25 protein-coding genes and 1 other annotated feature are annotated in these 23,926 nt (G+C 39.0%); of the genes, 1 reads left to right on the plus strand and 24 read right to left on the minus strand.

Going from position 1 to position 23,926, the window contains the following annotated elements:
- Positions 1-71 precede the first annotated feature (71 nt).
- Positions 72-250, minus strand: a binding site (T-box leader).
- Between the two features lie 48 nt (positions 251-298).
- The 15 genes from recO to rpsU form a co-directional block, all read right to left on the minus strand.
- Positions 299-1,051, minus strand: a complete 753-nt coding sequence (gene recO, locus D1953_RS02545; RefSeq protein WP_119115563.1) for a DNA repair protein RecO — start codon at positions 1,049-1,051, stop codon at positions 299-301.
- Positions 1,052-1,086: 35 nt separating this feature from the next.
- Positions 1,087-1,230 (minus strand): YqzL family protein, encoded by a 144-nt coding sequence (locus D1953_RS02550; protein WP_119115564.1) that lies wholly within the window; start codon positions 1,228-1,230, stop codon positions 1,087-1,089.
- 100 nt (positions 1,231-1,330) lie between these two features.
- Positions 1,331-2,260, minus strand: a complete 930-nt coding sequence (gene era, locus D1953_RS02555; RefSeq protein ID WP_119115565.1) for a GTPase Era — start codon at positions 2,258-2,260, stop codon at positions 1,331-1,333.
- Entirely contained in the window at positions 2,253-2,651 is a 399-nt protein-coding gene (locus D1953_RS02560; RefSeq protein WP_119115566.1) for a cytidine deaminase, read from the minus strand. The genes era and D1953_RS02560 overlap by 8 nt, the downstream gene beginning before the upstream one ends.
- A gap of 25 nt (positions 2,652-2,676) precedes the next feature.
- Positions 2,677-3,057, minus strand: a complete 381-nt coding sequence (locus tag D1953_RS02565) for a diacylglycerol kinase family protein (protein WP_119115567.1) — start codon at positions 3,055-3,057, stop codon at positions 2,677-2,679.
- Positions 3,029-3,505 (minus strand): rRNA maturation RNase YbeY, encoded by a 477-nt coding sequence (gene ybeY / locus D1953_RS02570; protein ID WP_119115568.1) that lies wholly within the window; start codon positions 3,503-3,505, stop codon positions 3,029-3,031. The genes D1953_RS02565 and ybeY overlap by 29 nt, the downstream gene beginning before the upstream one ends.
- Complete coding sequence (locus tag D1953_RS02575; protein ID WP_425454238.1) at positions 3,502-5,658, minus strand: HD family phosphohydrolase; 2,157 nt, start codon at positions 5,656-5,658, stop codon at positions 3,502-3,504. The genes ybeY and D1953_RS02575 overlap by 4 nt, the downstream gene beginning before the upstream one ends.
- Positions 5,659-5,804: 146 nt before the next feature.
- A complete protein-coding gene (locus D1953_RS02580; RefSeq protein WP_119115569.1) occupies positions 5,805-6,767 on the minus strand; it encodes a PhoH family protein in 963 nt (320 codons plus the stop codon).
- A gap of 3 nt (positions 6,768-6,770) precedes the next feature.
- Positions 6,771-7,958: a sporulation protein YqfD gene (gene yqfD, locus D1953_RS02585; RefSeq protein ID WP_119115570.1), complete on the minus strand. Its 1,188-nt coding sequence runs from the start codon at positions 7,956-7,958 to the stop codon at positions 6,771-6,773.
- 16 nt (positions 7,959-7,974) lie between these two features.
- Entirely contained in the window at positions 7,975-8,259 is a 285-nt protein-coding gene (gene yqfC / locus D1953_RS02590) for a sporulation protein YqfC (protein ID WP_119115571.1), read from the minus strand.
- 137 nt (positions 8,260-8,396) lie between these two features.
- Positions 8,397-8,897: a hypothetical protein gene (locus D1953_RS02595; RefSeq protein ID WP_119115572.1), complete on the minus strand. Its 501-nt coding sequence runs from the start codon at positions 8,895-8,897 to the stop codon at positions 8,397-8,399.
- Positions 8,898-8,919: 22 nt separating this feature from the next.
- A complete protein-coding gene (gene floA / locus D1953_RS02600) occupies positions 8,920-9,888 on the minus strand; it encodes a flotillin-like protein FloA (protein ID WP_180319852.1) in 969 nt (322 codons plus the stop codon).
- A 41-nt stretch (positions 9,889-9,929) separates the two neighbouring features.
- Entirely contained in the window at positions 9,930-11,237 is a 1,308-nt protein-coding gene (locus D1953_RS02605; RefSeq protein ID WP_342769208.1) for an NfeD family protein, read from the minus strand.
- A 203-nt stretch (positions 11,238-11,440) separates the two neighbouring features.
- Positions 11,441-11,884: a GatB/YqeY domain-containing protein gene (locus D1953_RS02610; protein ID WP_119115574.1), complete on the minus strand. Its 444-nt coding sequence runs from the start codon at positions 11,882-11,884 to the stop codon at positions 11,441-11,443.
- A gap of 14 nt (positions 11,885-11,898) precedes the next feature.
- Entirely contained in the window at positions 11,899-12,072 is a 174-nt protein-coding gene (gene rpsU, locus D1953_RS02615; protein WP_119115575.1) for a 30S ribosomal protein S21, read from the minus strand.
- A gap of 227 nt (positions 12,073-12,299) precedes the next feature.
- Here rpsU and D1953_RS02620 point away from each other — a divergent pair, with 227 nt between their 5' ends.
- A complete protein-coding gene (locus D1953_RS02620; RefSeq protein WP_119115576.1) occupies positions 12,300-13,220 on the plus strand; it encodes a Na/Pi symporter in 921 nt (306 codons plus the stop codon).
- A 295-nt stretch (positions 13,221-13,515) separates the two neighbouring features.
- Here D1953_RS02620 and deoC read toward each other — a convergent pair whose 3' ends face one another.
- The 9 genes from deoC to hemW all read right to left on the minus strand — a co-directional run bounded on the left by deoC (position 13,516) and on the right by hemW (position 23,879).
- Positions 13,516-14,187 (minus strand): deoxyribose-phosphate aldolase, encoded by a 672-nt coding sequence (deoC, locus tag D1953_RS02625; protein WP_119115577.1) that lies wholly within the window; start codon positions 14,185-14,187, stop codon positions 13,516-13,518.
- Positions 14,188-14,357: 170 nt separating this feature from the next.
- Positions 14,358-15,698 carry a tRNA (N(6)-L-threonylcarbamoyladenosine(37)-C(2))-methylthiotransferase MtaB gene (mtaB, locus tag D1953_RS02630; protein ID WP_119115578.1) on the minus strand — a complete coding sequence of 447 codons (1,341 nt, stop codon included), beginning with the start codon at positions 15,696-15,698 and terminating at the stop codon, positions 14,358-14,360.
- A 5-nt stretch (positions 15,699-15,703) separates the two neighbouring features.
- On the minus strand, positions 15,704-16,456 hold the full coding sequence (locus D1953_RS02635) for a 16S rRNA (uracil(1498)-N(3))-methyltransferase (RefSeq protein WP_119115579.1): 753 nt from the start codon (positions 16,454-16,456) through the stop codon (positions 15,704-15,706).
- Positions 16,457-16,513: 57 nt separating this feature from the next.
- Positions 16,514-17,455: a 50S ribosomal protein L11 methyltransferase gene (prmA, locus tag D1953_RS02640; protein ID WP_119115580.1), complete on the minus strand. Its 942-nt coding sequence runs from the start codon at positions 17,453-17,455 to the stop codon at positions 16,514-16,516.
- A 21-nt stretch (positions 17,456-17,476) separates the two neighbouring features.
- On the minus strand, positions 17,477-18,601 hold the full coding sequence (dnaJ, locus tag D1953_RS02645; protein WP_119115581.1) for a molecular chaperone DnaJ: 1,125 nt from the start codon (positions 18,599-18,601) through the stop codon (positions 17,477-17,479).
- Between the two features lie 441 nt (positions 18,602-19,042).
- Entirely contained in the window at positions 19,043-20,875 is a 1,833-nt protein-coding gene (dnaK, locus tag D1953_RS02650) for a molecular chaperone DnaK (protein WP_119115582.1), read from the minus strand.
- A 29-nt stretch (positions 20,876-20,904) separates the two neighbouring features.
- On the minus strand, positions 20,905-21,486 hold the full coding sequence (grpE, locus tag D1953_RS02655) for a nucleotide exchange factor GrpE (RefSeq protein WP_281271517.1): 582 nt from the start codon (positions 21,484-21,486) through the stop codon (positions 20,905-20,907).
- Between the two features lie 95 nt (positions 21,487-21,581).
- A complete protein-coding gene (hrcA, locus tag D1953_RS02660; RefSeq protein WP_119115584.1) occupies positions 21,582-22,613 on the minus strand; it encodes a heat-inducible transcriptional repressor HrcA in 1,032 nt (343 codons plus the stop codon).
- 114 nt (positions 22,614-22,727) lie between these two features.
- Entirely contained in the window at positions 22,728-23,879 is a 1,152-nt protein-coding gene (hemW, locus tag D1953_RS02665; protein WP_119115585.1) for a radical SAM family heme chaperone HemW, read from the minus strand.
- Positions 23,880-23,926: the final 47 nt, after the last annotated feature.

Genomic DNA, 23,926 nt, shown 5'->3' on the forward strand with positions numbered 1-23,926 from the left:
CCAATTTTAAGAGATTACCTGCCGTATCCTACGTAACACAAAAAACTCCCGTCCCTATGCCAAAATGTAAGCATAGGGACGAGAGTTTACCCGCGGTTCCACCCTAATTGTCATTTCTAAGGAAATGACCTCTTTTGTTAAATATCATGCTCCGGAACGCCCTTCCCTGAATGTCCATATCCCGGCTTCCACTATCCCAGGTTCGCTTTTATGGAGAAAGACAGGTACTCCTTTCCATCAACGCAATTTCATATTTTAGATGATTGTATTCTATCTAACAGAGTAAAAAAAGTCAACCTTAAAGCAAATCTTTCATTGAATCCAACTGCTTTAAAAATCTTTTCGATTTCAAGTGAAGTCCAGAATACTCTTCATAATAGGCATCGATAATCTTTTGCAGCTCTTTCTTTGTTTCCGGCTTGACAGAAATATTACCCAGACGGGATAAATCAAAATAATAAAACAGACGCAGCAACTTAACAGCAGCTGGCGATAGTTTTAAATGGTAAGGGTCTTTATCAAAACAGCGATGACAAATAAACCCTGCCTCGCGAAGAGAAAAAGCAAACACACCTTCTGTTTCTGCACAGAGTGCACATTGATTTAATACAGGATGAATTCCATTAACCGGGAGCATTTTCATTTCAAAAATAAACTTTAACACTTCTGGATCATATTCTTCATTTATGTAATGTAACGTTTGATATAGAAGCTCAAATAAGTATGGATTCGCCTTTTTATCGTCGACGCTTCGATCCAATAATTCAATAATATAAGAGGCATAAGCTGTCGCAAATAAGTCCTCGCGTATAAAACGCATAGAATCTACCATTTCACCTTGTTGCAAGCTGCCAAGGCCTGTTGAAGGCGTTACAAGAAAATACCCATAACAAAATAATTGCGTAACAGAAGCAAGCCTGCTATTAGGCTTGCTTGCTCCTCTTGCCATAACACCTATTTTTCCAAATTCACGTGTATAAATCGTGATGACTTTATTGTTCTCTCCATAATCGGATCGCCTAATGACTATGCCTTCACATTTTTGAAACATAATAAAGACACCACCAATTCTTGCCTAACTAAACGTTAGGAAACAGGAAAATCAATATTTGCTAGCTCTTCAGTTGACTGCTCGGCTCTTTCCTGTTTTTCGACCTCCATCTCTTTAAAAAGAAGATAAGTGTCCACATTACCTGTTTCGGTAAATAATTTCCAGGTGAATTCCAACATCATAAAGCCCACCTTTCATGTTAACTAGCATATGTTCATTTCCAACCTTACGAATAGCTTGACCTAATTTTCTACTTTCATGAAGCGTAAAATTTGCTAATTAATACTCGTCCTCATTAAATCCGTAATCACGAAGCTGGCCTGCTTTATTGCGCCAATCCTTTTGCACTTTGACCCATAGCTCCAAAAACACTTTTGAGCCTAATAAATTTTCAATGTCCATTCGCGCACGACTTCCGACTTCCTTCAGCATCTTTCCTTGTTTGCCAATGACAATTCCTTTTTGTGAGTCTCGTTCGACTACAATGGTCGCCATGACATTAATCGTTTCATTGTTGTCCATTTTTTTAATCGAATCGATAACAACAGCAACAGAATGAGGGATTTCTTCACGTGTTAAGTGAAGCACTTTTTCACGAATTAACTCAGAAATAATAAACCGCTCCGGATGATCAGTCACTTGATCAGCTGGATAAAACTGCGGTCCTTCTGGTAGATGTTCTTTAATTTGATCTAACAACGTTTCCACATTATTTCCTTCTAAAGCTGAAATCGGTACAACAGATGCAAAAGGATATAAACTCTGATAACGCTCAATAAGCGGCAGCAATTCATCAGGATGAACTGCATCAATTTTATTTACAACTAAAAAAACAGGTGTACTCACATTTTTTAATTTTTCAATAATGAACTCATCACCGCGACCATAACCTTCTGTCGCATTAATCATAAATAAGATCAAATCGACTTCCTTTAGTGTATTAGTTGCAACTTTCATCATAAAATCGCCAAGCTTATGCTTTGGCTTATGAATACCTGGCGTATCTATAAAAATCATTTGGGAATCATTCAATGTTAATACACCTTGTACTTTGTTTCTCGTTGTTTGAGGCTTATCGCTCATAATGGCAATTTTTTGCCCAATCACACGATTCAAAAACGTACTCTTCCCTACATTCGGTCGACCAATAATCGAGATAAATCCAGATTTATGACCTTGCACTTGTCTATCGTCAAATAATTTATTCATGTAAATCCTCCGCTGAAAAAGCGCCTGGAAGTAAGGCTTCAACCGTTATTTCCTTCACATCGCCTTTTAAATTCGTTAATAGTACTTTCATATCTTTATCACAAAGTTCTGCAATAACCTGTCTGCATGCTCCACAAGGAGACACAGGACCATCCGTATCCGCTACAACCGCAAGCATTTGAAACTCGCGGTCTCCATGCCCATACGCACTAAACAAAGCCGTTCTTTCCCCACAGTTGCACATGCTATAAGCTGCATTTTCAATATTACACCCATGATAAACTTTTCCATCTTTCGTTAAAACAGCCGCACCTACCTTGAATTTGGAGTATGGCACATAAGCCTTCTCTCTTGCTAATTTTGCTTCTTCTATTAATTGTTGCTGATTCATCTAACATCATCCTTCCAATAGATATTTACGTACTGATCAGCTTCGGCAAAAAGATGACAATTCCAACAATCACAGAGAATACAGCATATAATAAGACAGCTGCTGCTGCCATATCCTTTGCTTGACGTGCTAGCGGATGATACTCTTCTGTCACTAAATCGACTACTCGTTCAAGCGCTGAATTGACTAGTTCAAGCGCAACGGTCCCCGTAACAGCAATCAGAACAAAGAGCCATTCTATCCAATTAAGTGAAACATACGTCCCTAATAAAATGACCACTACTGTCATCATACTATGAATTCGAATGTTTCGCTCTGTTTTAACACCTTCCCAAATCCCTCTTAGAGCAAAATAAAAGCTCTTAACGAAAGGATATTTACGCTTCTCTCGATAGTCCGTACTCATCTAGGATATCCTTTTGTTTTGTAAACATGACCCGCTCATCACTTTCGGTCATATGATCATAGCCAAGCAAATGCAAAAAGCCATGCAAAGCCAAAAAGCCTAGTTCGCGATCAAAGGAATGCCCGTATTCCTCCGCCTGTTCTTTCGTACGCTCAATAGAGATAATAATATCTCCAAGAACCCTAGGCATATCCGCACCAATAATTTCAACCTCTTCTTCCCCCATTTCTTCAAGTGCAAAAGAAATGACATCCGTTGCCGCATCTTTATTACGGTACTCTTTATTAATCTCCCGGATTCTAGCATTATCGACAAACGTAACGGAAAGCTCTGTCCCTTCCTCAATATCTTCCTTTTGAGCGGCAAACTGCAAAACACTTTCTACCAGCTTTTGCACCTCTTCGGAAATTTCATTTGTTTCATCAATAAAATCAAGCTCTAATCTCATGCTTCCACCTTCTGTTCTAATTTATTAAACTCAGGATACTCAATACGTGAATGAAAAATCCCATTTAACGATTCACAGAGTGAAGATTTCACGATACTTAACTCCTTCATCGTAATATCACATTCATCAAATTGGTGATCTTGAATACGGTCATTAATAATTTGAATCACGAGCTCTTCAATCTTTTCAGGAGTCGGCTGTTGCATCGACCTTACAGCAGCCTCCACGCTGTCAGCAATGCCAATCACGGCTACTTCCTTCGTTTGTGCTTTTGGGCCGGGATAACGATACTCTGATTCCTGTACGGTCTCATCTTGTTTTAACGCTTTATAATAAAAGAACTTTAATAAAGTTGTACCATGGTGCTGTTCGGCAATATCGATAATTTCCTTAGGAAACTTATGCTTGCGCAACAACTCACCGCCATCACTTGCATGCGCAATAATAATATCCCTGCTTGTTCTCGGCGGCAACTGGTCATGCGGATTGCTTCCCGTGATTTGATTTTCAATAAAGAACTGAGGTCGTTTTGTTTTACCAATATCGTGATAGTAACAACCTACCCGGGCAAGTAAACCGTTCGCCCCAATTGCTTCACAAGCAGACTCCGCCAAATTAGCTACCATAACGCTATGATGGTAGGTTCCCGGTGATTCCGTCAAAATCTTTCGAAGCAATGGATGATTAGGATTAGATAGCTCTAATAACTTAATTGTCGATAATACACCAAAGCCAGCTTCAAAAAATGGTAACAGCCCCATCGTTAAAACAGCTGAACTAAGGCCAGATACAATAGCTGCAATACTGTAATATACATACTCCATTTTTGAATAATGCCCATCCATAATAAATAACAATGAGAATAAAAACGCCACATTCACTACCGACAATAGGCTGCCTGCTGATAACACCTTTGCTTTAAAATTATCACGAGATAAAATAATAATCGCAGCGAAACCGCTAAACATAATGTATAATCCCATCGAATAATCTAAATTACTCGGAGTTTCTCCATTAAAAATAATCGTTCCATATGAACTTAGTAAAAGCGTCATTGCTACAGACAAGCGATCATTTAAGAGCATTTTACTAATCATCGCTGCCATTGCTCCTGGAAAGAAATATACTAAATCAGAATGTTGAAAACCAGCAAGTATGCTAAAGATTTTCATCATTGATAACGCAATGACAAAGACGAGACTAAAAATTAACAGCTGATTATGCTGCTGTTCCTTCTTTGAAGTAGAAGAATAAAAGAAATAATAAAAGGCTATCAAAGTTAGCACAATAAATAATAATAAGCCCAGATATGGATATATCGTTTTTTCCGTATTTAAAAACCCGGCTAATTCAAGTTGACGATAAATTTCGCGATCGACAAGCTGTTCTTCCTTTACAATAACTTGGCCTTGAAGAATACGCACCGGCTCTACATTTTCAACGGCTTTTGTTCGCTGTTCTTCCGTTTTTTCGCTATCAAAAAATACATTTTGAATAATAGCCGAACGAGCTAACGAAATAGCAGCCTTCTTCATATCATTGCTAATACTTGTATAGCGCAATTCCTCTTCAGCTCGTTTTTTGGCATTCTCCACATCGCCCGCTGCAATTCTTGAGCTCATCACATTATTAACAGCTGTAATCGTTAAATCTTTTGTAATGTTTAATTCGTCCTCATCAGCTTGAATTAATGCTAAAAAAACAGATTCTTCAATGTCTTTATTCACTTCATCTGTCAGCTTTTCTTTTAAAATAGAAACCTTCTGTGCGTCCGTCTTAGCAATAGCTTTCTCGTCTTCCTTTAATGCCTCTTCGCTCGTTTCCTCATGCACTTCAATCGCCGAGTCAAAAATCGAAGCAATTAAGTCCACCTTATTCTTGGCATACTCTTTTTTCAGCGTATATACATCGGCCACTTGCTTTAAAACTTCTTCTTTTTCTTGCTCTGTTTTATATGTATCTTCAACCGTTTTAGTCGCACGAATTGTTTGTTCAGCTGGTTTAAAAAGCTCGATATGAATCTTCTCAGGTTTCACATTAGAATACATTAATGCATAAGCAAACGTACCAACCACAATAAATAATAACACTTGAAACAGCCGATGGACCATTAGCTCTTTTAATTTTGCAAAAAACTTCTGAATCTGACTCAAAGAAGACTCTCCTTTCAAGAAAAAACATACTTTTGATGTGCGGATTCAAATGAAGTAATAAGTTATGTAAAATGATAACAGTTTTTCATCAAAGTTTCACCTTCGTTTAAAAAATCCGCCAGTTTCACATGGCGGATTGCTTTGGTCTATTCATTCGCCTGCTCGTATGCGGTAATAATTCGTGCAACAAGCGGGTGCCTCACTACATCACTTTGCTCTAAATATACAAAACTTAAACCTTTAACATTTTTTAAAATCTCTTCTACCCGAATCAAACCGGATTTTATACCTTTTGGTAAATCAATTTGACTTCGATCACCTGTAATAATCATTTTAGAACCAAAACCGAGACGAGTTAAAAACATTTTCATTTGCGCTTCTGTTGTATTTTGCGCTTCATCCAAGATGACAAATGCATCATCTAATGTACGTCCACGCATATAGGCAAGCGGCGCAATTTCAATTGTACCTCGTTCAATCATTCTTTGCGTTTGCTCTACTCCTAATAAGTCATGCAGAGCATCATATAATGGACGTAAATACGGATCTACTTTCTCCTTTAAATCGCCTGGTAAGAAGCCTAAGCTTTCCCCCGCTTCAACAGCTGGCCTTGTTAAAATAATTCGCTTAACTCGTCCATCTTTTAATGCATTGATAGCCATTACAACAGCAAGATACGTTTTTCCCGTTCCCGCAGGACCGATACCAAACACTAAATCTTGTCTTTTAATCGCTTGGATATAATGTCTTTGACCAATTGTTTTAACGCGAATTGATTTCCCTCTTGCTGTCTTCGCTATTTCTTCTTCATATAAATCACGGAAATACTCTAATGTTCCTTTTTTAGCCAGTTCAATCGCATATACAACATCACGAGAGTTAATGGTGATTCCTTTACGTACAACAGATAATAGCGCCTTTAAAATATCCTGAGCCACTTCAGCTTCTTCAAGGCTCCCTGCCACACAAATTGCTTCACCACGTGTGATGACAGAAACGTGCAGCTCTTCTTCGAGTACTTTTACATTCGAATCAGCATTCCCTAATAGAGCATAAGCTTCATTCGTTGATTCAAGTTCTAAGTTTAACACTTTTACATCTTCTGACATTCGTTAGTCTCCTTGAATGATTGATTGTCCTGTTGCTATATCTTCTATAACTTGGTAATGTATCGATAATTTAACTTTACCATTCTCTATCGATTGATGCAAAATTTTTTCGCCAATGATTTCCGCATCCTCTTCTACTCGTTTTTCAAGATTACTCCTTGCCATTTTCTTTCCTTCTGCAACAGCTTCCTTCTTGGTATAGACTCGCTTTATTTCCTCCTTACTTCTCCATGTCTTCTCTTTATAACTCACCGGTAATTTCCACTGTAAAAAGTACAACGGTCGGATTGTTACTTCCTCTTCATAATCTGAATAGTCCGGTTTTATAAATCCCCAAATCGGGATAGATACATTCCAAAATTTTAAATAATGTTTTGTTTTTTCATCACCATTATAAACTGAAAATTTCGTTTCAAGCGGCACTTCCACATTCGCTTTATACCATGTTTGTCCTTTAATAACGCCTTTCGCTGGCACAATTTCTGGTTTCTCTTCTGTACCGATAATACCTGAAACAAGCAGTTGTCCCTTTCCGACATAATCATTCACTTTAACAATCGATTTTCCTTTTTCAACAAACATCTCAGTAATAATGGCCTTTTTCTTAGAAACAAGATGCTGCGGCGATGTCGCTTCCACCTTTTTCGGTTGTTGTTTCTCAACGACCTGAAAATGAAAGGTCGTCCCTTTTAATTCCACACCAACCCATGTTAACTCCTCAATTTCATCTGATAGTTTACGCTGAATCGTATCCACATCATCAAGGTAGAACTGCAGCTTTCCTACTTTCACGCCCATCCTCTCTAACTCTTTACGAATCGCATGCTCCGTTTCAGGCTTAGCATTGTGGACTTCAATCCCCCAGACCATATTAGAGAGAATAAAAATAGAAAACAAAAAAGCAAATAAGCCCACTAAAAAACCGCTATTCTTTAAAACTCGCTTCCATAAGAACGGAACGCCCTTTCCATGTAAAAAAGTAACCTTGCAATCACTTTTGCGAACGATTTGACGTAGCTTTGGAATATCGCTTATCTCCATATAAAAAACAAGGGCCTCAGTGCTTATGCGCTTGACATCCCACACATAAAGCCCTCTTCTTGTTAAGCTATTAATCAAACGTTCCGTCCCTCTCCCGAATGCTTTTACTTTTACATAGCCTGTATAATAGTTTGTCCATTGGTTTTTCATCGGTACCTCCCAGGACTCATTCATTAATAAAAAGAACTTGTTCAACCTGTCCTTCGAGCATAATCTCTTCAGGTAAAATCGTTTTTATAACAAAGGCTGAGCCTTTAATTAACAGTTGACCATGTTTAAGCATCAGCCTTACTTCACGATCAGTAAAAGCTAACAACCCCCGATGGTTTTCAATATAAATATGCAATTGCCCAATCATCGTGATTCGTGGAAGGTCCATTATGACATCTTCTGGAAGGTCTGCTTTTTTGACAATGAGCTGTTTTAATTGTTGCCCCCATTTACGCGCCATAAAAAAAAGAACCCCCTTTCATCTCAAATGTATGAAATGAAAAGGGGTTCTAGCACTCTTTTTTAGATTGCGGATGTTAAATAATTATTATTGAACATCCGCAATCTCATAGTACCAGAGCCTAAGGTAACACGGTACTAACGGCGAGATTGCCGCAAGCTTCGCTTCGCTCTTGGGGGCCCAAGCACCTCAGACATAATAATACCATTGATTAATTCTCGTTTCCCAAATGAAAGCTCCTTATGATACACAGGGCTTCGATCATCTGAAATGACCTTCGCAGCAGCAGAGGCAATAGACGGTGTAGAAATAACCGTCTCGGATTCCCTTTCTCGCTTCTGTTGTTCCTCATATGCCTGTTGAAGACGCTTTAATTCAGCAATTCTTCTTTCATCCTCTTCCTGTATTTCTACAGCTTCGGCAGACTGAACTGGCTTCGCTTCTTGAATAGGCTTTGCAGTCGTCTTCTCTTCCCACTCTTCCTGTATCTCTTGAATCACTTCTTGCCATTTCTTCTTCGGTGCCTCAGGTTGACGCGGTGAAGTTCGATTCGGCTCTTTCCTTTTCTTAAACATCGAAGAGAGGATACCAATTAAAATAATCAGTAGAAATGGATTCTCGAATAAAAACTCGAACATTTACACTCCTCCATTTCCCCTATTATGTTTCTTTTTGATCTTTAGAAATATTGCTAATTGAATCACGCATACTCGTATCAGCTGTGATATTTTGGATATTCATATAATCCATCACACCAAGATTTCCTGTTTTTAATGCTTCTGCCATAGCAAGAGGTACTTCCGCTTCAGATTCTACTACCTTCGCTCTCATTTCCTGAACCCGAGCAACCATTTCTTGTTCCAAGGCTACAGCCATTGCACGACGTTCTTCGGCCTTCGCTTGAGCGATTTTTTTATCCGCCTCCGCTTGGTCTGTTTGAAGAATCGCTCCGATATTTTTTCCGATATCTACATCCGCGATATCGATCGATAAGATTTCAAACGCTGTACCAGCATCTAACCCTTTAGTTAAAACCGTTCTCGAAATTAAATCCGGGTTTTCCAACACCTTTTTATGATTGTCAGATGAACCGATTGTTGAAACAATCCCTTCACCAACACGGGCAATAATCGTTTCTTCACCAGCACCACCGACCAAGCGCTCAATATTCGCTCGAACAGTAATTCTCGCTTTTGCTTTTACCTCAATTCCATCCATCGCAACACCAGAAATAAATGGCGTTTCAATTACTTTTGGATTAACGCTCATTTGCACAGCTTCTAATACATCACGACCTGCAAGATCAATGGCCGCACCTCGTTCAAAAGGCAGTACGATATTTGCACGTTCAGCGGCAATTAACGCATTCACGACTCGGTCTACATTCCCACCAGCTAAATAATGACTTTCTAATTGATTCGTCTTTACTCCAAGACCCGCCTTGTGTGCTTTAATTAACGGATTCACAACACGGCTTGGAATAACGCGACGCAACCTCATCCCAATCAATGTAAAAATACTCACTTTAACACCAGCTGCTAACGCTGAAATCCAAAGCATCACTGGTACAAATGTAAAAAATACAGCCAATACCACAATAATTGCAATAACAGCCACGATTAAAAAGATTGTATCTGCTCCTAACACTATTTCATCCTCCTCTGCGTTCTTTAATTTTCTGAAACTTCCCGAACGACAATTCGAGACCCTTCCACTTTCACCACTTTCACACTAGAACCTTTTAAAATAAAACTTCCCTCAGACACGACATCTAGTCTTTCTTCATTGACAATTGCCGTACCAGCAGGCCTTAAATCCGTTACCGCTTTCCCTTGCATCCCAATCAATTCTGTTCGATTCGGATTACTTACATACCCTTGTTCCGTGTTCGTTGAATCAGTTAATATCATTTTTCTAAAAAATTTCATCTTTTTCCCAAACACCTTTACTAATAGAATGGATAAACAAATAGACACTGTCAGCGCAATTAACAACGAAATTGTTATATGGACTGGATCACCCGCTGCCAAAAATAAGCTTCCAACAACCGCAGTAAGGCCTAATAAACCTGCAATCCCTCCTGGAATGAAGAATTCTAATATAACTAGAACTATACCAAGTATAAACAGTACGAGCGTTTCATAACCTGTTAGCCCGGCAACAAGATGTCCATAAAAGAACAAGACTAACGAAAGCACACCTATAAGCCCAGGAAAAATTAATCCTGGAGAAAATATCTCAATCACAATCCCTATACCAGCAAGCGTTAATAAAAGAGGGATAACATACGGATTCGTTAAAAAACGAGCAAGCTTTTCAGGGAAACTTTCTTCAATTGAACGAATATCTGCATCCTCTATTCCTAGTATACTATACAGTTCCGCTTTCCCTGAAACCGTACCCTCACTATATCCAGCCTTTTTTGCTTGTTTAGCTGTGAAGGTTAACAGTTTTCCCTTCTCGGCTCCATACTCCGGCAAATCAATACTTTCGTCCGCCATCGCTTTTGCATAGATGGGATCACGTCCATTTTGTTCAGCAGCTGTAGCCATAGCCGCTAACCAATATGATTGCGCTTTCTTGTCCGCTGCATTTCCAGCTGAATCAATCACAGCAGCTGACCCCATTGTCGCACTTGGCACCATATAAATTTCATCCGCACTTAGCGAGATATACGCCCCAGCAGATAAAGCACGATTATTCACATAAGCAACCGTCTTGACTGATGTATCGGTTAATAACTTTGCAATTTCCCCAGCAGCATCTACCGCACCACCTGGCGTATTCACTTCAAAAATAACAAGATCCGCCTGAGCTGACTCCGCTGTATCTAAAGCTCTTTCTAAAAAAGCAGCCAAGCCTTTCTCAACGGTTGCTTCCACCGGCACAACATACACGACCTTGTCTTTTGCAGATGCAAAGGGCACTAGTAAAAATATCATAAGACAAAAAAGAAAAACAACACGCCAACTTCTCAACGAGACTCCTCCTTTCCCGTTTTTTGAATTTCTATACTTAACAGTACGATTTACTTTTAAAAAAGTTTCAAATAAAGTTTCAAAATATAAAGTTTTTTCGGGATTACCAAACAAAGAAGAATTTCTTTAAAGAAGCAGCCCCACAGTTTCTCCTGTATACAGCAAAAAACCACAGGCATACGCCTGCGGCTTAGGTTTTGATTTTAAGATAGATGTTGTTGTACTAATTTATTAACCAGAGAACCATCTGCTTTGCCTTTTACTTTAGGCATTAAAGCACTCATAACTCTCCCCATATCTGCTTTAGATGTGGCATTTACTTCTTCAATTGTTTGTTTAACAATTGAAGTTATTTCTTCTGCTGAAAGTTGCTCCGGCATATATGCCTCAACGTAACCTATTTCGATACGGATTTTATCCACGAGATCGGTACGATCTGCATTTGCAAACTCATTGAGGGAGTCTTTGCGTTGTTTTAATTCGCGAGAGAGCACTGTCAATTCTTCTTCTTCTGTTAATTCTTGTCTTAGCTTTAATGCTTCATTTTGAAGCGAAGCTTTTAACATGCGAATAACAGAGAGTTTGTCCTTTTCTTTGTTCTTCATCGCTTGTTTCATATCATTATTTAAACGCTCGAGAAGACTCATCATTCCACCCTCTCTTAGAATTTACGTTTTCTTGCAGCTTCAGACTTTTTCTTACGTTTTACGCTTGGTTTTTCATAAAATTCACGCTTTCTAGCTTCCTGAAGCGATCCTGATTTAGATACAGTACGTTTGAAACGACGAAGAGCATCTTCAAGCGATTCGTTTTTACGAACAACGGTTTTAGACATCTCTTTCCCTCCCTCCGAAAACAACACACTAACTTATATTCGCAACATGTTATACATGTACTAAACAATTATAATATATCATTTTTGACAGGTCAACCAATAAAACAAAACTTATTTCAAAAGCGCAAACAGAACTTAAATAGACCGCTATGCATCTTTTGAAATTTTTCCTATTTAGAAGTTATTTCCTCATTTACTTAGCCATAACATGATAAGGAGGTGGAGGCATGTACAATTTATTTTTATTTCTTTTATTTATTGGGATCTTCTTAGCTGGAATGGCTGTACTTCGAATGGGTTTATTCCACTTATCCGGAGAAGCCTTACAAGCTCTCTTATTAAAACTAACAAATAAACCGTGGAAAGGATTTCTTACTGGGATCGGCTTTACCGGATTGTTACAAAGTAGTTCCGCTGTAATGGTAATGACAGTCGGCTTCGTATCCGCTGGCAGCTTAACGTTCCCACAAACAATCGGAATTATCCTTGGGACAAACATTGGTTCAACCTTCATTACGGAGTTTTTAACATTCTCTCTAGATTCCCTCATCATTCCTGGCCTTATTTGCGGAGCCTGTTTAACGTGTATTCCTCATCTGGCCTTACGAAGCAGCGGAATTGCCTTCATCGGCCTAAGTGCCATATTTGCGGCCATGAGCGGCTTTAAATATTTATCATCACCGATTGCAAACTATCCAATTGTTCAAACCCTCCTAATAGAGATGAAGGAGCATTGGATTATCGGCTTATTAGTGGGGATTGTATTAACAGCTTGCATTCATTCTAGCTCAGCCGTTATCGGCATGGCGATGAGCTTTTTAGCAAGCGGAGAGCTATCCGTTTCGTCAGCCATTATTATTATGCTCGGCTCGAATATCGGCACGTGTATTACAGGCTACATGGCCAGCATCGGTTCAGGCAAAGAAGCAACCTTCACCGCCTATGCTCATATATGGCTAAATGTCTTAGGTGTTTTTGCCTTTCTTCCATTGGTTAATCAATTAGAACAACTCGCTGCCTATTTTACACCAGATCCAGCAACCCAGCTTGCGCATGCTAGCGTCCTATTTAATGTGATAACATCTATAATTGTGCTCCCTTTTGCTAAACATTTTGCAAACTTCATTTTATTTTTACATCACCGTTAACAATTGATTATAATGAATTTTTTATAATCAATTTACTTATTTTTCATTTTCCAATTAAAATGCAGATAACATCGCATTTTAATTGGAAAATGAATCACAAACCAAAACGTGCAGTTGTTTCTTGACTTCACTGGGCGAGCAAATGGCGACATCGGGGGACTAGACACTTACGTTCAGGTCGAGACATTCACCCCAATTTACAAGGATTTCACAATCTCCTGTTAAAAAGAAAAAGGAGAAAAGGCCGTTAACGCTTTCTTCTCCTTTTTTATATGATATTCAAAAACATACTCACTTAGTAATCCGTTTCAGCTGTTAATCCATTCACAATAGCAACACCGGCACTTGCGCCAATACGTGTTGCCCCTGCTGCAATGACGGCTTGGGCATCCTTTGTATTCCGAACGCCGCCTGATGCTTTAACGCCAATATCGGGTCCGACAGTCTCTCTCATTAACGCAACATCCTCAACAGTTGCTCCACCTGTTGAAAAACCTGTCGATGTTTTCACAAAATCGATTCCTGCTTTCACCGCAAGCTGACACGCGCGTATTTTTTCTTCTTTCGTTAATAGCGATGTTTCAATAATTGCTTTCGTTAACGCTTTGCCTTTCGCCGCCTCTACAACAGCCCGAATATCACGTTCAACTAATTCATCATTTTGACCTTTTAACGCCCCAATATTAATCACCATGTCCACTTCTTGCGCACCATTTTCAATAGCATTTGCTGTTTCAAAAGCCTTTACTTCTGGCGTATTCGCACCTAATGGAAAACCGATTACCGTACATACTTTTACAGTTGAACCTTGAAGAAGCTCACTTGAATACTTCACCCAAGTAGGATTCACGCAAACAGAAGCAAACTTATACTCTTTTGCCTCTTCACATAATACCTCTATTTGTTCTTTTGTAGCATCTGCTTTTAATAATGTATGATCAATAAGACCAGCTATTTCAACCGTCATAAGTGATTCTCCTTTCAATTAAAGCGCCTTCATTATACTATCTTTTATCATAACATACTTCAGTCACATAGAAGCTATACGCTGAATTGAAATAACTTTTTAAGAAGGCGAATTATATAATTCCATTCACAAAAAACTGACATATAAAAAGACAGCGAAAAATCGCTGTCTTACCCATTTACTACTTGTTGAATGGGATGATCTTTGATAACCGTTACAAATTGTCCTTCATTATATGGATAGCCGGCTTTTGTGATTTTTACTTTCACAATTTGTCCAACCATTTCTTCTGTTGCTTCAAACTGAACTTTTAAGTAGTTGTCTGTATATCCTTCAAACAAGCCGTTTTCTAACTGTTCTTCAGGAATCACTTCAAGCACTTCTCCTTCAAACTGCGATGCATATTCTTTAGCTAGCTGATTCGAAAGCTCTATAAGGCGATGTACTCGTTCATTTTTGATTTCTTCATCTACTTGATTGTCCATTCTTGCAGCGGGAGTACCTGTTCGCTTTGAATATGGGAAAACATGAAGCTCAGAAAATTTGTGTTCTTTAATAAAGTTATATGTGTCCATAAACTCTTCTTCTGTTTCACCGGGGAAGCCTACAATGACATCAGATGTTACCGCAAGATTAGGTAATGCTTTTTTCAGCTTCACTAGGCGATCTGCAAAGAATTCCATTGTATATTTACGTCTCATTCGTTTCAATACTGTATCAGAACCAGATTGAATTGGAATGTGCAAATGATTTACAACTTTTTTCGAATTCGCTAACACTTCAATTACTTCATCTGTAATTTGACTTGCTTCAATAGAAGAAATACGAATACGTTTTAATCCCTCTACTTGTTCTTCTAATTCACGTAAAAGCATGGCTAAGTTATAGTCTTTCATATCTTCACCATAACCGCCTGTATGAATCCCTGTTAAGACGATTTCTTTATACCCCGCCTCAACAAGCTGTTGTGCCTGATGAATAACTTCTTTTGGATTGCGTGAACGCATTAAACCACGCGCCCAAGGAATAATACAAAATGTACAGAAGTTATTGCAGCCTTCTTGAATTTTCAACGACGCACGTGTACGATCTGTGAATGCTGGCACATCTAATTCTTCGTACACACGGTTTTTCATAATATTACCGACTGCATTAATCGGTTTACGTTCTTCTTTATATTGTTCAATATAGTCAAGCATCTTCACACGATCTTGAGTACCTACTACAATATCTACACCTGGAATGGCCATAATTTCAGCTGGAGACGTTTGCGCATAACAGCCTGTTACAGCAATGACTGCGTCTGGATTTTTACGAACGGCGCGACGAATTACTTGGCGACTTTTCTTATCCCCTGTATTCGTAACCGTACATGTGTTGATTACATATACGTCTGCCATGCTTTCAAACTCCACCCGTTCATAACCTGCTGATTTAAATAATTGCCAAATGGCTTCTGTTTCATAATGGTTTACTTTACATCCTAATGTATGAAAAGCGACCGAAGACATTTTCATCACCTCAATAATTCTACATGATAAGAAACAGCAGCAAGAGCATACAATGGTGCTGTTTCTGTCCTTAAAATTCTTGGACCTAAACCGCAAGCAGTAAATCCTGCCGCGCTTAGTTTATCTACTTCCTCTGTAGTCAGTCCACCTTCAGGACCGAAAACAAAAAGAATAGATTGTCCTGGTTTTGCTTCCGTTAATACTTTCGCAAGCCGCGCTGTTTCACCACGTTTGGCTTCTTCTTCAAAAGCAATAAGTTTATAATCAAAGCTTGTCGCATACTGAATTAATTGCGAAACTGTCATTTGTTCTTTGACAGCAGGCAATACAGAGCGATGTGACTGTTCTGCTGCTTCTTTCGCAATCTTTTGCAAGCGTTCAATTTTTTTACTAGCCTTTTTGCTGTCCCATTTTACCACTGAACGAGCCGCAATAAAAGGGATAAACTCTAGGGCACCTAATTCAGTTCCTTTTTGAACAATATAGTCTAGCTTATCCCCTTTCGGCAGACCGCTCGCGATGGTTACGTGAATCGGTAATTCCTTTTCTTCATCCTTCCATTCTATAACAGCTCCAACTACTGCATCATTGGTAATTTCTGAAATTTTCGCAATAGCTGTTTGTCCATCATTATTCACAACGATAATTTCTGCACCAGGCTCCATTCGCATAACTCGTGTAATATGATGGTAATCATCACCTGTGATTATAATGTTCTGCTCATTAACTTGTTTATTTTCAAGGAAATATCGCTGCACACTCCAACACCTCTAACTCTTAAGAAAATGGCGCTGTAACAGCGCCACTTCCTCATATTATGCATTTCTTTTGGCAATAATTGCAACCCAGTCTTCCATTTGAATCGTTTCTTCAATCGTAAAACCTGATGCTACAATCGCTTGTTTCACATCATCTTTCTTAGGTTGAATAATTCCCGAAGCAACGAAATAACCACCCGGCTTTACAACTTTTGCTACATCGTCTGTAAAACGCATAATGACTTCTGCCAAAATATTAGCAACGACAACATCTGCTTGTTCTTCTACTCCATCTAATAAATTACCTTGTGAAACATGCACACGATCTTGCACTTTATTTAATTTCACATTAATGTTCGCAGAACGAACCGCTACCTCATCTAAATCAAGTGCCTGAACTTGTTTAGCTTCTAATAATGCCGCGGCAATACTCAATACTCCTGATCCTGTTCCAACATCCACTACTAAATCGCCTTTTTGCACCGTCCGTTCTAATGCTTGAATACACATAACCGTTGTTGGATGCGTGCCCGTACCGAAGGCCATACCTGGGTCTAGTTCGATAATCAGCTCATCACTGCTTACTGGTTCATATTCTTCCCATGTCGGAACAATCGTAAAACGCTCTGAAATTTTAACCGGATTATAGTACTTTTTCCAAGCCGTTGCCCATTCTTCTTCATTTACTTCACTAATAGAAACCGCATTTCGACCAAGGTCAATATCAAATAAAAGCAAGTTATTAATCGCTAATTTAATCTCTTCAACTGTTTCACCTAAAAAGCTATTGACCGGCAAATATGCTTTTACAAGCACACCCTCGTCTGGATAATCAGCTGGATTCAGCTGGTAGATTTCACCAAAGACATTTTCCCGTTCTTTGATTAATTCTAGAGGATCTTCAATGACAACACCGCTTGCACCTGCCTCATGAAGAATATTCGAAACAGGTTCAACCGCTTCATTTGTTGTATGGATTGCAATTTCCGACCACTTCATATCTACCAACTCCCAATTCTATTACTCGCCTTTAAGGGCCCTTTTTAATTTTGAAAAGAAACCATCTTCTTGCTCATCTGGTGATCCACCGCTAATTTCAGAGAACTCACGAAGAAGCTGTTTTTGTTTTTCTGTTAATTTTTTCGGCGTTACGACTAGTATAACCACATGTTGATCGCCTTGCCCGTACCCTCTTACATTCGAAACACCTTTTCCTTTTAAACGGAAACGGGTTCCTGTTTGTGTACCTGCTGGAACTTTCAATTTCACCTTACCATGTAAAGTCGGTACTTCTATTTCATCACCTAGTGCAGCTTGTGCAAACGTAATTGGCATTTCGCAATAAATATCGTCTCCATCGCGCTCAAAAAATTCATGATTTCGAACATGGAAGACAACATATAAATCACCGGCTGGACCACCATTAACACCTGGCTCCCCTTGACCTGATACGCGAAGTTGTTGACCATCGTCGATTCCTGCTGGAACTTTAACTTGAATTTTTTTACGTTTCTTAACTTTACCCGTTCCACTGCAAGTCGTACATTTATTCGGAATATGTTTACCTGTTCCTCCACAAACGTTACATGTTCGACGATTCACAACACGGCCAAAAGCAGTGTTTTGTTCTATATTAATTTGACCTGAGCCATGACATTGTGAGCATGTCTCAACTTTCGTTCCCGGTTTAGCTCCCGTACCGCTACATGTTCCACAATTTTCTTCACGTGGAATTTCAATTTCCGTTTCTTTACCAAAAGCCGCTTCTTCGAAAGATAACGTCATCGTATATTGTAAATCGGCTCCTTGACGTGGAGCATTAGGGTCACGTCGACGTCCGCCACCGCCAAAAAACGTACTAAAAATATCTTCAAACCCGCCGAAACCACCAAAATCTTGGCCTCCAAACCCGCCAAAGCCCTGATTAGGATCCGTATGACCAAATTGGTCGTAATGCGCTTTTTTCTGTTCATCGCTTAATACTTCATAAGCTTCCTTAATTTCTTTAAACTTATCCGCCGCATCTGGTTCCTTATTAATATCAGGATGATATTGTTTGGAGAGTTTTCGATACGCTTTTTTAATTTCGTCTTTCGATGCGCTTTTGGAAACACCAAGCACCTCGTAGTAATCGCGTTTACTCATAGTTTATCCACTCCCGATTCGTTTCACATAAATTTTATATTATCACTGATTCAAGCTGTAAAGCAATAAGAAAAGCGTAGGGCGCCCGTTTATCGGTGACAAGCATAAGGCGAGCAAGCTGAATGGGAAGTGAACTTCTTCCCATCAGATTGATTGACTTATGACCTCGAACCGATGGCGCCTGAAGCTAGACAATAAGAAAAGCGCAGGTGGCTCGAACAGCTCGTGAAGAAAATAGGAAGAGGCCCATAAAGGCGGTCTTTGCCTTTTGGTGACTCTTATCTTTTTCACAGCGAGCTAGCCACCGGAGCTAGACAATAAGAAAAGCGTAACCGGCTTCATTCACTTTTCCGATTCAAAAAAAGCCAAAGTCAAGAAAACCTGACTTTGACTTTTTTCGTACACTTAGGCAAATAATACATTGCCTTTAGTAAAGCTTAATTATTTTTTATCGTCATCTTTAACTTCTGTAAATTCAGCATCTACGACATTGTCGTCAGCAGAATCTTGTGCTCCGCCTTCTTGAGCTGCTTGCTGCGCTTTTGCTGCCTCTTCATAAAGCTTCATCGTTAAGTTTTGAACGATTTCAGAAAGCGCGTCTTTTTTCGCACGAATTTCTTCTAATTCGTTTTTCTCGATTGCAGCTTTTAACTCATCTTTCGCTTCATTTGCTTTTGCAACTTCCGCTTCGTCCACTTTTCCTTCCAAGTCTTTTAATGTTTTTTCTGTTTGGAAGACAAGTTGGTCCGCTTCGTTACGAAGCTCTACTTCTTCTTTACGTTTTTGATCTGCTTCAGCATTTTCTTCTGCTTCACGTACCATACGTTCGATTTCTTCCTCAGATAAACCTGAAGATGATTTAATCGTAATTGTTTGCTCTTTGTTTGTACCAAGATCTTTCGCACGAACACTTACGATACCATTTTTGTCGATATCAAATGATACTTCAATTTGCGGAATACCGCGTGGTGCTGGTGGAATGTCGCTTAATTGGAAACGACCAAGTGTTTTGTTGTCGTTCGCCATTGGACGTTCCCCTTGAAGCACATGAATATCTACAGCTGTTTGGTTATCAGCAGCTGTTGAGAAGACTTGTGATTTACTTGTTGGGATTGTTGTATTACGATCGATTAATTTTGTAAATACGCCGCCCATTGTTTCAATACCAAGAGAAAGTGGTGTTACGTCAAGAAGAACAACGTCTTTTACATCTCCTGTTAACACACCACCTTGAATTGCTGCACCCATTGCTACAACTTCATCAGGGTTTACACCTTTAGATGGCTCTTGGCCTAGTTCTTTTTTAATTGCTTCTTGTACAGCAGGGATACGCGTTGACCCACCGACAAGAATCACTTTATCAATATCTGATGCAGAAAGACCAGCATCTTTTAATGCTTGACGAGTTGGACCCATTGTACGTTCTACTAATCCAGCAGATAATTCATCGAATTTCGCTCTAGTTAACGTTACTTCTAAGTGAAGTGGACCAGCCTCTCCTGCTGTAATGAATGGTAATGAAATTTGTGTAGAAGCTACACCAGAAAGATCTTTCTTCGCTTTTTCAGCTGCATCTTTCAAGCGTTGAACAGCCATTTTGTCTTGTGAAAGATCAATTCCATTTTCCTTTTTGAATTCAGCTACTAAGTAGTCGATAATCACTTGGTCAAAGTCATCCCCACCTAGACGGTTATCACCAGCAGTTGACTTAACTTCAAATACACCATCACCAAGTTCCATGATAGATACGTCAAACGTACCACCACCAAGGTCGAATACAAGAATTGTTTGATCTTCCTCCGTTTTATCTAAACCGTATGCAAGAGCAGCAGCTGTTGGCTCGTTGATAATACGTTCTACTTCAAGACCAGCAATTTGACCAGCATCTTTAGTTGCTTGGCGCTCAGCATCATTAAAGTATGCAGGTACTGTAATAACCGCTTTCGTTACTTTTTCACCAAGATACTCTTCTGCATAAGATTTTAAATATTGAAGGATGATTGCAGATACTTCTTGTGGAGAGTATTCTTTTCCTTCAATTGTTACTTTATGATTTGTACCCATATGACGTTTAATAGAGATAATCGTGTTTGGGTTTGTGATTGCTTGACGTTTCGCTACTTCCCCAACTTGTCTTTCACCATTTTTAAATGAAACAACAGATGGAGTAGTACGGTTACCTTCTGGGTTTGGAATTACTTTCGGTTCTCCACCTTCGAGTACAGATACACATGAGTTTGTTGTACCTAAGTCAATACCAATAATCTTGCTCATTTTTATTACCTCCTACTATATGTAAGCGTTTATTCGTTTACTTTTACCATCGCTGGACGAATGACGCGGTCTTTCAGTTTATATCCTTTTTGGAACTCTTCTACAACAATATTAGAACCAAAGTTTTCATCCTGAACTTGCATAACGGCTTGGTGTAAGTGTGGATCAAACTCTTGACCGACAGCTTCAATCGCCTCAACGCCTTCTTTTTTCAACGCTTCGACAATTCCGTTATAAATCATTTCTACACCTTGAAGTAAAGACTTTGTTTGTTCATTGTCTGCTTCAATTTTTGTCGCTCTTTCAAAGTTATCAAGAGCTTGCAGTAAATCTGTAGCAAGACTTTGAACTCTATATTTTTGAGCCGCTTCCATATCTAACTTGGCACGACGGCGTGAATTATCAAAATCCGCTTGAAGACGAAGATAACGGTTATCCATTTCTTCAATCTTAGCTTCTAGTTCAGCGATTTTTTGTTGTGCAGCTTGAAGTTCATCTACTTCCGTTTCCTCAGGAGTTTGTTCTGCCTCTTCAGCAAAAACCTCCTCAACGACTGTTTCTTCAGCTGTTTCCTTTTCTATCGTTTGCTCAGTATTTTTGTTTTCTGTCACAAATTTCACCTCCCTAAAAGAGTATTTACATGTTTCAAATCGCGCAATCATAGAGGGCACAAAACCCCTCTTGCCCTCTATCAATATTGCCGTTGTTATGGTTTTTGATACAACTTTGTAAGCAAAGCAGTTAAATCATTAGAAAACGTAGATAGCAAGGATATGACTCTCGAATATTCCATTCGTGTTGGTCCTAAGACAGCCAAAGTCCCCACTTGATCCGCTCCAATGGAATAAGTTGCTGTAATTAAGCTACAATCCTCAAGAGCCGATATTTGATTCTCACGTCCAATTTTAACATTAATGCCTGCCGGGTTTTGTTTAATCAACTCGTAAAACCCTTGTTCTTGCTCAATCATTGACATCAACGAATGAATTTTATGAATATCATGGAATTCTGGCTGTCGAAACATATTCGTTTTCCCGCCGAAAAATAACTTTTCAGGCCTCGTCGATGTTAAAGACTCCGCAAGGGTAGATACAAGGGCTCCGTAGTTACGAATATGTTGACTTAGCAAAACAGCCACTTCTTTATAAATCTTATCTTTTAAATCAGACATAGAAGCACCTGTTAAACGATCATTCAAAATATTAACCATTTTCTCGATTTCACTCATATCAATCGATGATGGTAAAGTAATTAACTGATTTTCAACATGCCCTGTATCTGTAATAATAATGGCAATAGCTGTTTCTGAATTCAAAGGAACAATTTCAATTTTTTTAAGCTTATGATCCTTTACTTTTGGACCGAGAACAATGGCCGTATAATTCGTTAATTCAGAAAGAATCTTCGCCGCTTTTTGAACGACCTTTTCCAGCTCATAAATACGCCCAGCATAGACAGACTTTAACAACTGCATCTCATTTTTCTTTAACGCTTGAGGTGAAAGCAGGTGATCCACATAGTAACGGTACCCTAATTCAGATGGTACACGCCCTGAAGACGTATGTGTTTTTTCGATAAACCCTAGTTCCTCAAGGTCGGACATCTCATTGCGAATCGTCGCTGAGCTAAAAGAAATTTCTTCTTTTTTCGACAAACTTCGTGATCCAACTGGTTGTGCAGATTGGATAAAATCTTCGATAATTACTTGTAAAATTAATAATTGACGATCAGTTAGCATATATGATCACCTCTGTTAGCACTCTACATCAATGAGTGCTAATATATTAATAAATTATCAAATGAAGCTATTGATGTCAACGAAAAAAAACCGTTTAGAGCGAGATAAATTCGATTAGGAATTTTCAACAATTCCTAAAAAAGCCTGGAATACTTCATTCCCAAGTAGCCTGCCTTGTTTCGTCAACCGGACGAAGCCATCCTCAATTGTGAGCAGCCCTTTCTCCACTTGCTGTTTAAGGGGTTGCGAGAAAACCTCTTCCATTTCGACAAAATACTTCTCTTTAAACAACTCAAGTGCAACACCTTCTGTTTTTCTTAATCCTAAAAACATTTCCTCTTCCATTTTTTCACCTAATGAAACAAGGTGCTCCTCTAAAACAGGAAGCTTACCTGCTTGAAGGGGTGTTATATACTTCTTTAACGGACCGTAATTGGCTATTCTTTTTCCTTGCGTATATCCATGTGCACCCGCACCAATCCCGTAATATTCAGCATTATTCCAATAGGTTAAATTATGCTGACTTTCAAAACCAGTTTTAGCAAAATTACTAATTTCATATTGATGCAATCCATGGCGTTCCATCACTTCCATCACTTGCTCATACATGGATGCCTCAAGTTCCTGCGGAGGCAGATTTAACCTCCCTTTTTGCATTAGATTATAGAAAACCGTCTTAGGTTCAACAATTAAGGAATAGCTAGAATAATGAGGTAAATCAAGAGCTAATGCTCGATTCAGCGTATCTTGAAAATCTTCCATCGTTTGTCCCGGCAATCCATAAATTAAATCGATACTAATATTCGAGAATCCTACTTTTTGAGCCAGTTCAATCGTTTCATACACATCAGCAGCGCGATGTGTACGACCAATTTTCTGCAATAATTGATCATTGAAGCTTTGCACCCCAAAACTGAGACGATTCACTCCAGCATTATATAAAATCTCCAATTTCTCTCTTGATAAATCTCCAGGGTTTGCTTCAAATGTATATTCTCCAAATGGTTTGTTTAGCGGCAGCATCTCATCAATCGTTTCACAAAGAATCGCTAGTTGTTTTTCGTTAAGCGACGTCGGGGTACCTCCACCAACAAAAATTGTCTTTAATTCATCTGTAGGATAGACCGCAAGCTGAAGCCTCATTTCTTCCTTTAACATCTGTATATATTCATCTACCGGCTGACCTTGTAAAAAAACTTTATTAAAGTCGCAATAGTGGCATATATGCTCACAAAACGGAATATGAATATAGGCACTCTTAATCATTACGTTCACTACCTTTATCATGTTCGGATAGAAAAAAGAGGCTAGAA

The sequence above is a fragment of the Peribacillus asahii genome (assembly GCF_003570725.1).
GTDB lineage: Bacteria > Bacillota > Bacilli > Bacillales > DSM-1321 > Peribacillus > Peribacillus asahii.